Source organism: Rhizobium sp. AAP116 (genome assembly GCF_001295785.1).
Classification (GTDB): Bacteria; Pseudomonadota; Alphaproteobacteria; order Rhizobiales; family Rhizobiaceae; genus Allorhizobium.
Window position 1 is genome coordinate 266,092 of record NZ_LJIB01000011.1, and the last position, 15,421, is coordinate 281,512.

Consider the following 15,421-nt stretch of genomic DNA (forward strand, 5'->3'; position numbering starts at 1 on the left):
CCTGTTGAAGACCGGCTAAATTCCGGCATCGCTCTTGCGGGCGTCCAAGAGAACGTGAAAATAGAAGCACCTCAGAAAACAAGAAAAGAAGGCTCGACCATGGACGGCGTAACAGTCATCGATCACCCCCTCGTGCAGCACAAGCTGACGATCATGCGCCGCAAGGAAACGTCGACCTCGAGCTTCCGTCGGCTGCTGCGCGAAATCTCGACTCTCCTCTGCTATGAAGTGACCCGCGATCTCGAATTGACCATGGAGACGATCGAGACGCCGCTCACCGAGATGCAGTCGCCGATCCTCGAAGGCAAGAAGCTGGTCTTCGCCTCGATCCTGCGTGCCGGCAATGGTTTGCTCGAAGGCATGCTGGAACTTGTGCCCGCCGCCCGCGTCGCCCATGTCGGCGTTTACCGCGACCACGAGACGCTGCAAGCCGTCGAATACTACTTCAAGGCACCCGACGCCCTGTCGGAACGACTGATCATCGTCGTCGACCCCATGCTCGCCACGGGCAACTCGTCGATCGCCGCGATCGAAAAGCTCAAGGAGCGCGGCGCGAAGAACATTCGCTTCCTCTGCCTCTTGGCTGCCCCCGAAGGCATCAAGAATTTCCACGCAGCCCATCCTGACGTGCCGATCTTCACCGCATCGATCGACAGCCATCTGAACGAGAAGGGCTACATCATGCCCGGCCTCGGCGATGCTGGCGACCGGATGTACGGAACGAAGTGATTTCTTAACCAGATCGCAAGCTTTGACGGCCCGAAACCCCGGTTTCGGGCCGTTTTGCGTCCTGCGTTATCCAACTTCTTCGGATCCGCTGCTACGATCCGGCGTCGCTCACGGGGATAACAGATGTTCGCTCGCACGCTGTTCACAGTCATGATGCTCGCCTTGTCCGCCAGCCAATGGCCGACGATCGCGGAGAAGGTTCAGGCCATGCTGGACGAGCGCGAGACGACCGAACCCGCTGCCGTCGTGGCAAAGCCTGCCGCAGCGGTTCCATCCGGCCAGACGGTTCTCACGATGGGTCGCCATGGCCACTATTCGGGAACGTTCAAGATGAACGGCAAGCCCGTTGACGCCATGGTCGATACCGGAGCCTCCAGGGTGGCGATCAATGTCTCGACCGCGCGCCGCCTCGGTTTCAGCCCGGCAGCGCTCGATTTCCGTTACCAGGTGCGAACCGCAAACGGCGTCACCAAGGCCGCACACGTGACGCTTGACCGGGTCGAGATCGGCAGTATCCGGGTGCGTAACGTCGAAGCTGTCGTTCTGGGTGACGAGGCGCTCTCTTCCACGCTTGTCGGCATGAGCTTCATGACAAAACTCAGGTCCTATACGGCGGAGAAGCGCACGCTGCGGATGATCCAGTGAGGTTTGCGCCCGTTACTCGGCAGCGATCCTGAGCCCGATGACCGGTGCTGCCGTCGGCTTCGTTCCCGAAATGCGATAGCATTCCGCCACCGTCCTGGCGGCTTGAGTGGCAGTAGCCTCGTCATTCGCCTGAACAAAGGCGATCGGCTCGCCTTTTTCGACCTTTGTGCCCAGCGGCTTGAAGCCGGAGATGCCCACGCCGTGATCGATCTTGTCGCTAGGACGCTGGCGACCACCACCAAGCGCGACAACGGCAAGCCCAAGGCCACGCGTGTCGCAACTGCTTAGATAACCGTCTTGCTCGGCAAGAACGGCGACCTCAACCTTGGCCCGTGGGAGATACGTTTCTGCCTTCTCCATGAAATCGGCGGGACCGCCGAGTTCGCTGACCATCTGCCCGAAGATCTCTGCTGCCTTGCCGGAAGCGAGCACCTTTGCGCAGCGGGCAAGCGCGGCCGCCTGATCGCTCTCGACACCGGCATTGACCAGCATCTCGGCACCGAGCGCCAGCGTCACCTCTTCGAGTCGCGTACCGCTCTTCAAGCCCTTCAGAAAATCGACGGCGTTCAGCACTTCGATCGCATTGCCGGCGCAGTCGGCAAGTGGCTCGTTCATGTCGGTCAAAAGCGCCGTGGTCTTCACGCCGGCGCCATTGGCGACACGCACCAGCGAGCGCGCCAAGGCCTCCGCATCCTCAGCTTTCGCCATGAAGGCGCCATTGCCGACCTTGACGTCGAGAACCAGGCTTTCCAGCCCGGCCGCGAGTTTCTTCGACAGAATGGAGGCCGTGATCAGCGGAATGGATTCGACCGTCGCCGTCACGTCGCGGATCGCATAGAGCCGCTTGTCGGCCGGGGCCAGATCACCTGTCTGGCCGATGATCGCGCAGCCCGCACGGTCCACCGTCCGTCGGAAGGTTAGATTATCCGGCATCACATCATAGCCGGGGATCGACTGCAGCTTGTCGAGCGTGCCCCCGGTATGGCCAAGCCCGCGTCCTGATATCATCGGCACGGCCAGTCCGCAGGCCGCCACGATCGGAGCCAGCATCAGCGAGACATTGTCGCCGACGCCACCCGTCGAATGTTTGTCGGCCACGGGCTTGCCGACGCCTGCCCAGGAAAGCACGTCGCCGGAATCCCGCATGGCAAGCGTGAGCGCCACGATTTCATCCGGCGTCATGCCCTTGAAGAAGACGGCCATGGCAAAGGCCGCTACCTGCCCCTCGGAGATCGTTTCCTTCGACAGGCCCTCGATAAAGCCGGCGATCTCCTGCGCGCTCAAGGTCCCGCCATCACGCTTGCGTCGAATGATCTCCTGGGGAAGCATGTCTCAATACCCCGATGCCGCCGCCGTCGAGCGCTCGCCCGAGAGTACAGCGATGATATCGTCGAGCAGGCCGGAAGCGCCGAAGCGGAAGGTCGATGGCATCACCCAGTCCTCGCCCATGATGGTGTCGGCGAGCTTTAGATAATGGCCAGCGTCCATTACCGTCGCAATGCCGCCGGCCGGCTTGAAGCCGACCTTCTTGCGGCTATCGCGGATTGCCTGCAGCATGATGTCGGCCGCTTCGAGCGTCGCATTGACGCCAACCTTGCCGGTCGAGGTCTTGATGAAGTCTGCCCCGGCGGCGATCGAAAGATCCGATGCACGTCGGATCAGGGAAATGTCCTTGAGCTCACCCGTTTCCAGGATCGTCTTCAGGATCGCTGGGCCACAGGCGTCTTTGACCGCCGAAACCATGTTCGTCACGGCCTTGTCGTCACCGGCCGCCAGCGCCCGGTAGGGGATGACGAGGTCAATGTCGTCGGCGCCATCAGCAACCGCATCGCGCGTCTCGGCCAGCACGTCTTCCGCCTTCATCTCGCCCGAAGGGAAGTTGACCACCGTTGCGATGCGGATCGGGCTGTCGGGGCCGAGCAGCGTGCGTGCCTGCATGACGAAGCGCGGCCAGATGCAGATCGCAGCCGTCGGACCAAAGGCGCTCTGGGCGCGACCGCACAGCGTCACGATCTGGTCGGGCGTGCAGTCGTCTTTCAGGTTGGTGAGGTCGAGCAGCGAAAGCGCCCGCGATGCGACAGCGCGCAGTTCTTGATTATCCAATGTCATTTCCTCCGCCGACCATCCGTTTCAGGATGGTGGCCAGACGTTTGCCGCCGATCGGCGCCATGTCCTTGGTTTCTTCGTGGCTGAGTTCGCCACCGGTCATGCCTGCCCCATAATTGGTGATCACCGAGGCGGCTGCAACCCTCAGGCCATAGAAACGGGCTAGAATGACTTCCGGCACGGTCGACATGCCCACGGCATCTGCACCCAGAATACGCGCCATGCGGATCTCCGCCGGCGTCTCGAAGCTCGGGCCCGAGAACCACATATAGACACCCTGCGCGAGCGGCACATCTTCTGCTTCAGCAGCTGCCCGCATCGCGGCCTGCAGCTCGGCATCATAAGCCGAGGTCATGCCGACGAAGCGCCCGTCGCTCGGCTCGCCGATCAGCGGGTTCTTGCCGGAGAAGTTGATGTGATCGGTGATCTGCATGACAGAACCAGGCGGCATGTCCTCGCGCAGCGATCCCGCTGCGTTGGTGAGGATCAGCGACTTCACGCCGAGCCCCATGAGAACCTCGATCGGCTTGCGCATCGCATTCGCATCGCCGTGTTCGTAATAATGCATGCGGCCGGCCAGCATGATGACCGGCGTGCGCCCGAGATAGCCCGCAACGATCTCGCCGGCATGGCCGGACACACCGCTTAAGGGAAAACCGGGCAGATCGGAGTAGGGGATGCGGACGGCATCACGAACCTCGTTGACCAGCGATCCCAAGCCCGATCCGAGAACGATGCCGAAGCGCGGCATGAGGCCGTTCAGGCGCTCGACAAGCAGATCCACGGCCGCCTTCATCCGAGGATGTCCGTTTTGAAGCTGAGCGGCAGAAGCTCGTCCATCGTCATGATCTTCTGCACACCCACTTCGTCACAGAGATAGATCTTGGTATCGGCAGACGCGAATTCCGAGATCTTCTGGCGGCAGCCGCCGCAGGGCGGGCAGAGCGCCAGCTTCTCGGCAATCACGGCCATCTCGACGATCTTCTTGCCGCCACCCATGATCATGCAGCCGATCGCCGTCGGCTCGGCACACCACCCTTGAGGGAAAGAGAGGTTCTCGATATTGGCGCCGGTATAGATGCGACCGTCGTCGGCCCGGATCGCAGCCCCCACGGGGAACTTCGAATAGGGCGCATGCGCGAATTTCATCGCGTCCCGCGCGGCTTCGAAAAGATCATGCGCCATGATCAACGCTCCTTGGAGTATGCGACGCCACCGGCCTTCGGCGGGTTGGCAGAGCCGATGAAGCCCGCAAGCAGAATGCAGGTGAGGATATAGGGCAGGGCCTGGAAGAGCTGCACCGGCACTTCCCCGATGAGCGGTATCTCCTTGCCCTGCATGAAGTTGGCGAGGGCATCGAGGAAACCGAAGAGCAGGCAGGCGAACATGACCGGCACCGGCTTCCACTTGGCGAAAATCAGCGCTGCAAGCGCGATGAAGCCCTTGCCGGCCGACATGTCCTTGATGAAGGCAGCCGACTGGGCGATTGCGAGGTAGGTGCCGGCGATGCCGCAGAGCAGACCGGCCATCAGCACCGCGCGGTAGCGCAGGAAGGTGACCGAAATGCCGGCGGTATCGACCGCACCCGGGTTCTCGCCCACGGCGCGCAGGCGAAGGCCGAAGCGCGTGCGATAGAGCACCCACCAGGAGATCGGAACGGCGAGGAACGCGATATAGGTGAGCATGTTGTTGCCGGAGATCACGTTCGAATAGATCGGCCCGATGAAGGGCACGTCGCGCATCATGTCGGCACCCGGCAGGATGATGGGGGAGAAACGACCGTCGCCGGAGACCTGCGGCGTACGGCCGCCCTGGCCGAACCATGCCTGGCCGAGCACCACGGTGAGGCCAGCCGCGACGAAGTTCAGCGCCACGCCCGAAACGATCTGATTGCCCCGATTGGTGATCGAGGCAAAGCCGTGGATCAGCGAGAACACCAGCGAGACGGCGATGCCGGAGAAGAGCCCGAGCCAGGCCGAACCGGTGAGATAGGCGACACAGGCCGCGGCAAAGGCCGCTGCCAGCATCTTGCCTTCAAGCCCGATGTCGAAGACGCCGGCCCGTTCGGAATAGAGGCCGGCAAGGGCTGCCAGGATCAGCGGGATCGACAGTCGGATCGTCGAGCCGAGGATGCTGATGAGCATGTCAAAGGATTCCATGGTCGCGTCCTCAGGCCTTTGTCATTGTCTGGTAGATCCGCACGATCATCGGGCGGCACATGAATTCCAGCGCGCCGGCAAACAGGATCACAAGACCCTGAATGACCACGATCATCTCGCGGGTGATGTTCGGCATGTCGAAGGAGAGCCAGGCTCCACCCTGATAGAGAATGCCGAACAGGATGGCGGCAAGCACGATGCCGAGCGGATGGTTGCGCCCCATCAGCGACACCGCGATCCCGACAAAGCCCGCGCCTGCGACGAATTCCACCTGCAGACGGGCAGACGCGCCGAGCACCGGGTTGAGCGCCATCATGCCGGCAAGGCCGCCGGAGATCAGCATCGTGATCATGACGATCTTCACATAGGGAATGCCAGCATAGGCGGCGGCCGAACGGCTGATGCCGAGCGTGCGCATCTCGAAGCCGAGCTTGGTGCGCCAGATCAAGATCCAGACCAGCACGCACATGACGAGCGCGATCAGGAAGGAGACGTTGAACGGGGCAGGTCCGAGCGTGCCGCCGAACATCGCGATCAGCCAGTCGAGCTTGGGCAGCTGGCCGCCTTCGAGGAAGGTGCGGGTTTCCGGCGCCATTTTGCCCGGCACGATCAGCACGTTGACCAGCAGATAGACCATCAGCGCTGCGCCGATGAAGTTGAACATGATCGTCGTGATGACGATATGGCTGCCACGCTTGGCCTGCAGCCAGGCCGGGATGAAGGCCCAGGCCGCGCCGAAAAGGGCGGCCGCCATGATCGCAAACGGCATGGTGACATACCACGGTACGTAATGGTCGAGCGCAAGCGCTGCGAGTGCGGCACCCAGTCCACCGAGATAGGCCTGGCCTTCCGAGCCGATGTTGAACAAGCCGGCGTGATAGGCGACCGCGACGGAGAGCCCGGTGAAGATGAAGTTCGTCGCATAAAACAGCGTGAAGCCGATGCCTTCGCCGCTGCCAAGCGCGCCTTCCAGCATCAGCTTCAGCGCCTCCCACGGGTTCTCCCCGATGATCCACACCACGAGGCCGGACACGAGAAAGGCAAGCGTGAGGTTGATCAGCGGCAGCAGCGCATAATTGATCCAGTTCGGCAGGGGTACGGATGCAGTGCTCATCAAATCCTCAAGCGGCAATGCCGGCCATCATCAGGCCGAGTGTCTGTTCGCCTGTATCAGGCGTCTTTTCGCCGACGACCTTGCCGGCGAACATCACCAGAATGCGGTCGGAGAGCGAGCGGATCTCGTCGAGCTCGACGGAGACGAGCAACACGGCCTTGCCAGCGTCGCGCGTCTCGACGATCCGCTTGTGAATGAACTCGATCGCGCCGATGTCGACGCCGCGCGTCGGCTGGCCAACGATCAACAGCTTTGGATCACGCTCGATTTCGCGGGCAACGACGATCTTCTGCTGGTTGCCGCCCGAGAAATTGGCGGTCTTCAGTCTGGGGTTCGGCGGACGGATATCGTATTTCTCGATTTCCTCGACCGCCGCCTTGCGCATCAGGTCTGGATTGAGGAACGGACCCTTTCCATAGCGTTCGTCGCGATGGTAGCCGAGAATGGCATTCTGGCTTTCCTCGAAGGGAAGCACGAGGCCCATATGGTGGCGGTCTTCGGGGATATGCGCCACGCCAATGCCGCGCAGTTCGGCCGGGTCGAGGCCGGCAACGTTCTGTCCGTTGATCCAGATTTCGCCCGAGGTCGGCTTGCGAATCCCGGTGATGGCTTCGAGAAGCTCGCTCTGACCATTGCCGGCGACGCCGGCAATACCGACGATCTCGCCGGAGCGCACGTCGAAGGAGACGTTGTCGACCATGACGACGCCCCTGTTGTCCTTGACGGTCAGATTGCGCACCGAGAGGAAAATCTCGCCGGCATTGGCCGGCTTCTTCTCCACATGCAGCAGCACCCGGCGGCCGACCATTAGCTCGGCGAGTTCTTCGACCGTGGTTTCGGCCGTCTTGCGGGTCGCAACCATTTCGCCGCGGCGCATGACGGACACGGTATCGGTAATCGCCATGATCTCGCGCAGCTTGTGGGTGATCAGGATGACCGTCTTGCCCTGGTCGCGCAGCACGCCGAGGATCTTGAACAAATGGTCGGCTTCAGCCGGTGTCAGCACGCCCGTCGGCTCGTCGAGGATCAGGATCTCGGCACCGCGATAGAGCGCTTTCAGAATTTCGACGCGCTGCTGCAGACCAACAGGCAGTTCCTCGACGATCGCGTCGGGATCCACGTCCAGCTCGTAGTCTTCTTCCAGCTTCTTGAGCGCCGCGCGTGCGGCATCCGTGCCCTTGCCGAGCAAGGCGCCGCCTTCGGCACCGAGCATCAGGTTCTCGAGCACTGAGAAATTCTCGACCAGCATGAAGTGCTGGTGCACCATTCCGATTCCGGAACTGATGGCGGCCTGACTGTCCTTGATCGTGATCGGCTTTCCGTCGATCTGAATGGAACCCTGATCGGCCTGATAGAAGCCGTAGAGGATCGACATCAGCGTTGACTTGCCGGCGCCGTTTTCACCGATGATGCCGTGGATGGAGCCCTTGGCGACCGTCAGATTGATATTCTTGTTGGCATGCACCGCACCGAACTTCTTGTCGATGCCGATCAATTCGATCGCGGGTGCCTGGTTCGTTGCGTTCATTCCGGTCCCCCAGACATACAAAAAGGGCGCAGAACGACGATGTCGCCGTCCTGCGCCCGGATTCTAGATCACTTCGGGCAGGAATTGTCCGACATGTAGTCGTGGACCTTGATGGTGCCGGCGGCGATGTCGGCCTTGGCCTTCTCGACGGCAGCCTTCATCTCATCGGTGATCAGCTTGGCGTTGTTGTCGTCCAGAGCGTAGGCGACACCTTCCTGTGCGACGCCGAGAACCTGCAGACCGGGCGTGAACTTGTCGTTCTTCGAATCTGCGTAAGCGTTGTAGACGGCGAGGTCGACGCGTTTGACCATCGAGGTCAGAACCGAACCCGGATGCAGGTGGTTCTGGTTGGAGTCGACGCCGATCGACAGCTTGCCGTTGTCGGCAGCGGTCTGCAGAACGCCGAGACCGGTTGCACCGGCTGCCGCGTAAACGACATCCGCACCCTGGTCGATCTGGTTCTTGGTGAGCTCACCGCCGCGAACCGGGTCGTTCCAGGCAGCGCCCGTGGTGCCGGTCATGTTCTGGAAGACCTGGATGTCGGCCTTGGCAGCGCGTGCGCCCTGCTCGTAGCCGCAGGCGAACTTGCGGATCAGCGGAATGTCCATGCCGCCGACGAAGCCGACCTTGCCGGTGGTGGAAGCCATGCCGGCGAGCAGGCCAACGAGGTAAGAGCCTTCCTCTTCCTTGTAGACGACCGAACGGACATTCGGCTTGTCGACGACGGAATCGACGATCACGAACTGGGTATCCGGGAATTCAGCGGCAACCTTTTCGATGGCCGAGGTCCAGGCGAAGGAAACGGCGACAACCGGGTTGAAGCCGCGCGAAGCGAAGTTGCGGATTGCCTGTTCGCCCTGCGTGTCGCTGGTCGGCTCGAAGTCGCGGTAGTCGATGCCGGTTTCGGCCTTGAACTTCTCGGCGCCACCGTAAGCGGCTTCGTTGAAGGATTTGTCGAACTTGCCGCCCGTGCCGTAGACCAGCGCCGGCTTGATATCGGCCGCAAGCGCGGTCGCCGACATCGCGGCCAAGGCAAAGAGACTGAGGAGGGTTTTCTTCATGGTGCAGCCCTGTTGTTGCTATTGATCTTGTTGGGTCCTCCCGCAAGCCTTCCTCATGAGAAAGACATGTCTGCGGAACCGCCGCCCCCTTTTCCGGAGGTCCTGGCTGGCTTTCATCCTTGCATGGCTCGCTTCAAAATTCACCAGATTTTTTTCATCTGGTAAAGATTCACAAGCCTGCTGATTTTTCAGCGCAGGACGCTGAAAAATCAGTCAGATCAATAGGATTTATGCTGCGTCTTTGAGCATTCGCCCTCAGGCTGCGGGCGAGATCGGGCAGGAAACGCCCGTACCGCGCAGGCCGCAGTAACCATTCGGATTCTTCGCCAGATACTGCTGGTGATACTCCTCGGCAAAGTAGAACGGTCCGGCATGGGCGATCTCCGTCGTCACCCGGCTGCTGCGTCCAGCCTTCACCAGCGCCTCCTGGAAGCGATCGCGAACAGCGATGGCAAGCGCCATGTCCTCGTCATCCTCGACATAGATCGCGGAGCGATAGGTGGTGCCGATATCATTGCCCTGGCGCATGCCCTGGGTCGGATCATGCGCCTCGAAGAAGATCTTAAGCAGCCCTTCCAGCGAGATTTTCGCGGGGTCGTAGACGACCTTCACCACTTCGGTATGCCCTGTGAGACCCGTGACGGTCTCCTGATAGGTCGGATTGGGCGTGATGCCACCCTGGTAGCCGGAGACGGTGAGATGAACGCCCGGCGTTTGCCAGAGCAGACGCTCGGCGCCCCAGAAGCAGCCCATGCCGAGATAGATGGTCTTCATGCCCTCGGGCACTGGGCCCTTCAGCGGCAGGCCGGAGATGAAATGCGTCGATGCGGTCGGGATCGGCTCGGATCGGCCGGGCAGGGCGTTTTCTGCCGTCGGCATGACGGTTTTCTTGTTGAACATGTCGATCAGGAACATCTTGAAACCTCCTGAGGCCGTTTCTCGGCCTGTTTTTCCACTTTGTTCTGCCTCTGCGGCAGATCACCGCCCGCCGCATCAACCGGCTGCGATCTTGTTTCGTTGGTCGTCGGCACTCACCGAAACTTGCAATCTGCCGGGCACTATCCAGCCTTTGGCGCGCCGAAGGCCTGGTTCAAGCCGCAAATCGTCCGGCCAGCGAAGGCCTCTTGTAGCCGATCATCCAGAAGGCGAGCGACAGCACCAGCATGGCGGCAAATGCCGGCTGCGGCAGGACAACATCGCGAAGCGCGAGCCAGGCGCCGTCGCCGAGGCGCCCGACGACAAGCTCCTCGAGTGTCATCAGAGAGCCCGGATGCGTCTCGATCCAGGCTTCCGAAATCGGGGTCATGATGACCTGCGATGCAGACACCGAGGCAATTGCATCGATCACGCCGAATACGACGCCGACGCAAAGCGCAAGCAAACTCAAGACCCTGAACAGGAAGCGCACCACCAATGTCTCCGGCTGAAGCCCGGCACGGCCTTTAGGGCCTGCCGCACTGAGCATATAGATAGGGAATTGTCGGCCGATGTCAAAATTCTGATAGATTTCGGTTGATCCGCCGAAATTCCTCGGTATATATCCCGCCCGACCAACCGCGGTGGTTTTCCCCGCGTTCCCCCTGGACAGGTGGCCGAGTGGTTTAAGGCGCACGCCTGGAACGCGTGTGTGCGTGAAAGCGTACCGTGGGTTCGAATCCCACCCTGTCCGCCATTCTTCCCCATCTCCGTTCGGCTAGATGATGCCATTCACCCCTATGGCACAGTGTTGGCGGTTCCCCCTGCATTCTCGGCTTCCGAAACGCTCTGCTTGACCGCGATAAAGCTGTCCGGCGTGACCGAGATGCTGTCGATGCCGCACTCCACGAGGAACTTCGCAAATTCCGGATGGTCGCTCGGTGCCTGGCCGCAAATGCCGATCTTGGCCCCTGCAGCCTTGGCTTCGCTGATCACGCTGCGGATCATCCATTTGACTGCATCGTCCTGCTCGTCGAAGAGATCGGCCAGCTCGCCGGAATCGCGGTCGACCCCGAGTGTCAGTTGGGTCAGGTCGTTTGATCCGATGGAGAACCCATCGAAATGCTGGGCGAACTGCTTGGCAAGGATGACGTTCGAGGGGATCTCGCACATGACGAAGACCTGCAGGTCGCTCTCCCCGCGCTTCAGTCCGTTTTCGGCCATCACGCCAAGTACCTTTTCAGCCTCCGCAACGGAACGGCAGAAGGGGATCATCACCACGACATTCTTGAAGCCGAGTTCGTTGCGCAGCTTTCGAATTGCCCTGCATTCGAGAGCAAATCCGTCCCGGTATCGCGACGAATAGTATCGCGAGGCGCCGCGAAAACCGATCATCGGGTTTTCCTCGGTCGGCTCGAACGCGGCACCACCAAGAAGCCCCGCATATTCATTGGTCTTGAAATCGCTCATCCGCACTATGACAGGCTGCGGGTAGAAGGCTGCTGCGATCCTCGCCAGCCCTTCGGCGAGCTTGTCGACGAAATAGGCGGACTTGTCGGCATAGCCCGCCGTCAGTTCGGCGATTTCGGCCTTGGCACTCTGATCGGTCAGGCTGTCGAAATTCACCAGTGCCATGGGATGGATACGAATGGCGTTGCTGATGACGAATTCCATGCGCGCCAGGCCAACGCCGTCCGCCGGCAGTCGCCACCAGCGGAATGCGGCACCCGGATTGGCGAGGTTCAGCATCACCTTGGTCTTTGTCGCCGGAATATCCTCCATGTCCAGTGTCTGGACCTCGTAGTCGGCGCGGCCCTCATAGATCGACGCCTCGTCGCCTTCGGCGCAGGACACGGTAATTTCCTGGCCGGAATGCAGGACCTGGGTGGCTGTCCCTGTCCCGACAATGGCGGGCAGCCCCAGTTCCCGGCTGACAATGGCAGCATGCGAGGTGCGGCCGCCATGGTCGGTCACGATCGCAACTGCCCGCTTCATGATCGGAACCCAGTCGGGGTCGGTCGTGGACGTGACCAGGATCGATCCGTCGACGAATTGCCCGATATCGCGGGCGTTCTCGATCAGGCAGACCTGGCCGGAGACGACGGCGTCGCCGATCGACAGGCCCTTGAGCAGTGTCTTGCCCTTGCTCTTGATCTCGTAGGAGCTGAACACTGCGGTTTCGCGGTTCGACTGGACCGTTTCTGGTCGGGCCTGGACGATGTAGAGGCGCCCGGAATGCCCGTCCCGGGCCCATTCCATATCCATGGCGCAGCCGTAATGGCGTTCGATGGTCGTGGCCCAGCGCGAAAGTGTCAGGATCTCGGCGTCTGAAAGCACGAAGGCGGCGCGCTCCGCTTTCGATGTCGGCACGTTGCGCGTCGGCTCGGCAGAGCCATAGATCATCTTGATGGTCTTGCTGCCGCACTTCTTTGAAATGATCGGGCTGAGCGTCGGATCGTCCAGGAGCGGTTTGAAGACCTGATATTCGTCCGGGTCGACGGCGCCCTGAACGACATTTTCGCCGAGCCCCCAGGCGGCATCGATCAGGACGACCTTGTCGAAACCCGTTTCCGTGTCGATCGAGAACATGACGCCGGACCCGCCAATGTCGGAACGCACCATTTGCTGGATCCCGACAGACAGCGCGACCTTCATATGGTCGAAGCCTTTCGTCTGGCGATAGGAGATCGCCCGGTCGGTAAACAGCGAGGCAAAGCAGCGCTTGCAGGCCTGCAAGAGTTCCGTCTCCCCGACGATATTGAGGAAGGTCTCCTGCTGTCCGGCAAAGCTCGCATCCGGAAGGTCCTCGGCCGTGGCGCTGGAGCGGACGGCGACGCTGACCTCAGGTTGACCGGCTCTGTCTGCCAGGCCGCGATAGGCCTCGACGATGGCAGCGGCCGTGGCGGCCGGCCAGTCAGCCCTGAGGAACAGCTGGCGGATGGCTGCCCCCGTCTCGGAAAGGCTTGCCTTGCCGGCTGTCCAGTCGGCGATCGATTTGCCGATCGATTCGCGGATCTGGTTTTCGTCGACGAAATGCCAGTAGGCATCAGACGTGGTCGCAAAGCCCGGCGGAACATCGACGCCCTGGAGACCCAGCTCCTGGATCATTTCTCCGAGCGAGGAATTCTTGCCCCCGACCTTGGCGACATCCGAGCGTTTGAGGTCATCAAACCAAACAACATGAGCGGTTACCTGATGCATGCCTACCTCCTCCAAGGACGGGTTGTTTCAAGCGAACCCGAGAGAAGGCTATCGGCAAATCGCCGACTTGCGGTTGATACACATCAAGGAGAGTTCGCCTCGGCCCGGATCCTCCGGTTTTCGTCATGCAACTCCGAGGCGGTCAGCACTTGGCTGTCCGGTCTGTTGCAACATGCCGCTGAATGCTGGACGCTTAAGGGTCGGTGCTGCGCAGATATCCGAGCACGGCGTCGGCGATCATCGACTTGTGACGGTCGTAGAGGTCAGGTTCGGAAAGGTCACGCTTGAAGATCGTGCCGAAGGTGTAGCGGTTCGAGACGCGAAAGAAGCAGAAGGCGCTGATCAGCATGTGCAGATCGATCGCGTCGACCCTTCGCTGGAACAGGCCGCTCTTCAGGCCACGGTCGATGATGTCCTGCAGCGTGCGAATGACGGAGATGTTGAGATCAGCGATTTCACTCGATCGCTTCATGTGCATCGCGTGATGAATGTTTTCGATACTGACGAGCCGCACGAAATCGGGATTGTGTTCGTCATGGTCGAAGGTCGTGCTGATCAACCGGCGCAGAGCTTCGTCGGGCTCCAGTTCCGACAGCTGCAGATCCGCTTCGAGCGATCGGATCTTGCGATAGGCCTTTTCCAGCACCGCGAGGTAAAGCCCTTCCTTGCTGCCGTAGTAGTAGTAGATCATCCGCTTGGAGGTGCGCGTCTTCTCGGCGATCTGATCCACCCGCGCGCCCGACAGGCCGAATTCGGCGAACTCCTCCGTTGCGACATCCAGGATGTCTTCCCGCGTCCGCTCAGGGTCGTTCCTGCGCGTTTCCCTCGCCGTTTTCGCCATAGTTTCCATCCCCGATCGCGATTGCGGCCGTTGCCGACGCAGCGCGCCTTCAGTTCATAGTGATCTCGGCCTCACGCTTCAAGCCGGCCAGTGTTGACACTAACTAGTTAGTACATTATCGTTCCTGTCAGGTTGGGAGGCCGGAAGCGTGGACAAGATCCGGGCTTCGACATTGGGAGGCGGCTATGACGCAAAAGCGCGATATCTTGCGCGCCGGACTGATCGGGTTCGGCATTCAGCGCTCGCTGACCCCTGCCATGCACATGCGCGAAGGCGCGGCCCATGGCGTCGATTATCAGTACGAACTCATCGACCTCAATGAGCGTAAGCTCGGCCCCGATGACCTCGATGCGCTTGTCGCCGAGGCTGAGCAACGCGGCTTCTGCGGCCTCAACATCACCTATCCCTGCAAGCAAAAGATCCTGCCCTTGCTGACCGACATCTCCGAGGACGCGCGCAAGCTCGGCGCGGTCAATACCGTGATCTTGCGAAACGGAAAGCGCATCGGCCACAACACCGACTGGTGGGGGTTTGCCCAAGGGCTTAGCCGGCAGCTGCCTGACGCAGACTTGTCGTCTGTGGTTCAGATCGGTGCTGGCGGTGCCGGCGCGGCGACGGCCTATGCCGTGCTCGAAATGGGCGCGCGGTCACTTGCAGTCTTCGATATCGATCAGGACAAGGCATCGGAACTCGCGTCCCTCATGGCGAGACATTTCCCGGAAGCGTCGGTCAGCGTGGCCTCCGATCTGCAGGCTGCCATTGGCGGCGCAACCGGGCTCGTCCATGCCACGCCGATCGGAATGGACAAGCATCCCGGCATGCCCGTGCCCGCAGAACTGTTGCACCCGGGCCTCTGGGTCGCCGAGGTGGTCTACTTCCCCTTGGAGACGGCGCTACTGCAGGCCGCCCGCCAGCGCGGATGTCGTGTGGCCAACGGAGGCGGCATGGCCGTCTTCCAGGCCGTCGGCGCATTCTCGTTGTTCACGGGCCTCCAGCCGGAGGTCGGTCGCGTGCTTCGCCATTTTGAAGTGCTGACGGAGGGTGGTGTCACGCGCCAGCCTCAGACGGCTTGAGGCGGAGAGTGCATTTGGAGTGCGGGCGTCAGGCGCTGGCAGCCTGTCT

Annotated in this window: 15 protein-coding genes and 1 tRNA gene; 4 read left to right on the forward strand and 12 right to left on the reverse strand. The window is 61.3% G+C overall.

Annotated elements, in window-relative coordinates:
* Positions 1-99: 99 nt before the first annotated feature.
* Positions 100-729, forward strand: coding sequence for a uracil phosphoribosyltransferase (gene upp, locus IP85_RS09610; RefSeq protein ID WP_006725188.1), 630 nt, complete (start codon positions 100-102; stop codon positions 727-729).
* A 123-nt stretch (positions 730-852) separates the two neighbouring features.
* Positions 853-1,374: a TIGR02281 family clan AA aspartic protease gene (locus IP85_RS09615; protein ID WP_054149438.1), complete on the forward strand. Its 522-nt coding sequence runs from the start codon at positions 853-855 to the stop codon at positions 1,372-1,374.
* A 12-nt stretch (positions 1,375-1,386) separates the two neighbouring features.
* Here the strand turns inward: IP85_RS09615 and deoA are convergent, their stop codons facing one another.
* From deoA to IP85_RS09665, 10 genes are all read right to left on the reverse strand, one after another.
* Positions 1,387-2,703 (reverse strand): thymidine phosphorylase, encoded by a 1,317-nt coding sequence (gene deoA / locus IP85_RS09620; protein ID WP_054149439.1) that lies wholly within the window; start codon positions 2,701-2,703, stop codon positions 1,387-1,389.
* Between the two features lie 3 nt (positions 2,704-2,706).
* A complete protein-coding gene (gene deoC / locus IP85_RS09625; RefSeq protein WP_054149440.1) occupies positions 2,707-3,477 on the reverse strand; it encodes a deoxyribose-phosphate aldolase in 771 nt (256 codons plus the stop codon).
* Complete coding sequence (locus IP85_RS09630; protein ID WP_054149441.1) at positions 3,470-4,276, reverse strand: purine-nucleoside phosphorylase; 807 nt, start codon at positions 4,274-4,276, stop codon at positions 3,470-3,472. The genes deoC and IP85_RS09630 overlap by 8 nt, the downstream gene beginning before the upstream one ends.
* A complete protein-coding gene (locus IP85_RS09635) occupies positions 4,273-4,665 on the reverse strand; it encodes a cytidine deaminase (RefSeq protein WP_054149442.1) in 393 nt (130 codons plus the stop codon). Before IP85_RS09635 ends, IP85_RS09630 begins: the two co-directional genes overlap by 4 nt.
* Positions 4,666-4,667: 2 nt before the next feature.
* Entirely contained in the window at positions 4,668-5,639 is a 972-nt protein-coding gene (locus IP85_RS09640; RefSeq protein ID WP_054149443.1) for an ABC transporter permease, read from the reverse strand.
* 10 nt (positions 5,640-5,649) lie between these two features.
* Positions 5,650-6,753 (reverse strand): ABC transporter permease, encoded by a 1,104-nt coding sequence (locus IP85_RS09645; RefSeq protein ID WP_054149444.1) that lies wholly within the window; start codon positions 6,751-6,753, stop codon positions 5,650-5,652.
* Between the two features lie 7 nt (positions 6,754-6,760).
* The gene (locus IP85_RS09650; protein ID WP_054149445.1) at positions 6,761-8,281 is read right to left on the reverse strand and encodes an ABC transporter ATP-binding protein; all 1,521 of its coding nucleotides are present in this window, start codon (positions 8,279-8,281) and stop codon (positions 6,761-6,763) included.
* 68 nt (positions 8,282-8,349) lie between these two features.
* On the reverse strand, positions 8,350-9,342 hold the full coding sequence (locus tag IP85_RS09655; RefSeq protein ID WP_054149446.1) for a BMP family ABC transporter substrate-binding protein: 993 nt from the start codon (positions 9,340-9,342) through the stop codon (positions 8,350-8,352).
* Positions 9,343-9,597: 255 nt separating this feature from the next.
* Entirely contained in the window at positions 9,598-10,257 is a 660-nt protein-coding gene (msrA, locus tag IP85_RS09660; protein WP_054149447.1) for a peptide-methionine (S)-S-oxide reductase MsrA, read from the reverse strand.
* A 175-nt stretch (positions 10,258-10,432) separates the two neighbouring features.
* Positions 10,433-10,753, reverse strand: a complete 321-nt coding sequence (locus tag IP85_RS09665) for a hypothetical protein (RefSeq protein ID WP_054149448.1) — start codon at positions 10,751-10,753, stop codon at positions 10,433-10,435.
* A 171-nt stretch (positions 10,754-10,924) separates the two neighbouring features.
* Here IP85_RS09665 and IP85_RS09670 point away from each other — a divergent pair.
* Positions 10,925-11,014: transfer RNA gene (locus tag IP85_RS09670), tRNA-Ser, on the forward strand.
* A 41-nt stretch (positions 11,015-11,055) separates the two neighbouring features.
* Here the strand turns inward: IP85_RS09670 and ppsA are convergent.
* Both ppsA and IP85_RS09680 read right to left on the reverse strand, forming a co-directional pair.
* Complete coding sequence (ppsA, locus tag IP85_RS09675; protein WP_054149449.1) at positions 11,056-13,458, reverse strand: phosphoenolpyruvate synthase; 2,403 nt, start codon at positions 13,456-13,458, stop codon at positions 11,056-11,058.
* A gap of 193 nt (positions 13,459-13,651) precedes the next feature.
* Positions 13,652-14,299, reverse strand: coding sequence for a TetR family transcriptional regulator (locus IP85_RS09680; RefSeq protein WP_054149450.1), 648 nt, complete (start codon positions 14,297-14,299; stop codon positions 13,652-13,654).
* A gap of 185 nt (positions 14,300-14,484) precedes the next feature.
* On the opposite strand from IP85_RS09680, the gene IP85_RS09685 reads away from it, so the two are divergent.
* Positions 14,485-15,372, forward strand: coding sequence for a shikimate dehydrogenase (locus IP85_RS09685; protein WP_054149451.1), 888 nt, complete (start codon positions 14,485-14,487; stop codon positions 15,370-15,372).
* Positions 15,373-15,421 lie beyond the last annotated feature (49 nt).

What these genes read in the sequence shown, in the direction of transcription:
- IP85_RS09680 (WP_054149450.1), bottom strand. Translation starts at nt 14,299, where the DNA reads ATGGCGAAAACGGCGAGGGAAACGCGCAGGAACGACCCTGAGCGGACG.
- msrA (WP_054149447.1), bottom strand. Translation starts at nt 10,257, where the DNA reads ATGTTCCTGATCGACATGTTCAACAAGAAAACCGTCATGCCGACGGCA.
- IP85_RS09635 (WP_054149442.1), bottom strand. Translation starts at nt 4,665, where the DNA reads ATGGCGCATGATCTTTTCGAAGCCGCGCGGGACGCGATGAAATTCGCG.
- IP85_RS09640 (WP_054149443.1), bottom strand. Translation starts at nt 5,639, where the DNA reads ATGGAATCCTTTGACATGCTCATCAGCATCCTCGGCTCGACGATCCGA.
- IP85_RS09685 (WP_054149451.1), top strand. Translation starts at nt 14,485, where the DNA reads ATGACGCAAAAGCGCGATATCTTGCGCGCCGGACTGATCGGGTTCGGC.
- ppsA (WP_054149449.1), bottom strand. Translation starts at nt 13,458, where the DNA reads ATGCATCAGGTAACCGCTCATGTTGTTTGGTTTGATGACCTCAAACGC.
- IP85_RS09645 (WP_054149444.1), bottom strand. Translation starts at nt 6,753, where the DNA reads ATGAGCACTGCATCCGTACCCCTGCCGAACTGGATCAATTATGCGCTG.
- upp (WP_006725188.1), top strand. Translation starts at nt 100, where the DNA reads ATGGACGGCGTAACAGTCATCGATCACCCCCTCGTGCAGCACAAGCTG.
- IP85_RS09655 (WP_054149446.1), bottom strand. Translation starts at nt 9,342, where the DNA reads ATGAAGAAAACCCTCCTCAGTCTCTTTGCCTTGGCCGCGATGTCGGCG.
- IP85_RS09630 (WP_054149441.1), bottom strand. Translation starts at nt 4,276, where the DNA reads ATGAAGGCGGCCGTGGATCTGCTTGTCGAGCGCCTGAACGGCCTCATG.
- IP85_RS09615 (WP_054149438.1), top strand. Translation starts at nt 853, where the DNA reads ATGTTCGCTCGCACGCTGTTCACAGTCATGATGCTCGCCTTGTCCGCC.
- deoA (WP_054149439.1), bottom strand. Translation starts at nt 2,703, where the DNA reads ATGCTTCCCCAGGAGATCATTCGACGCAAGCGTGATGGCGGGACCTTG.
- IP85_RS09650 (WP_054149445.1), bottom strand. Translation starts at nt 8,281, where the DNA reads ATGAACGCAACGAACCAGGCACCCGCGATCGAATTGATCGGCATCGAC.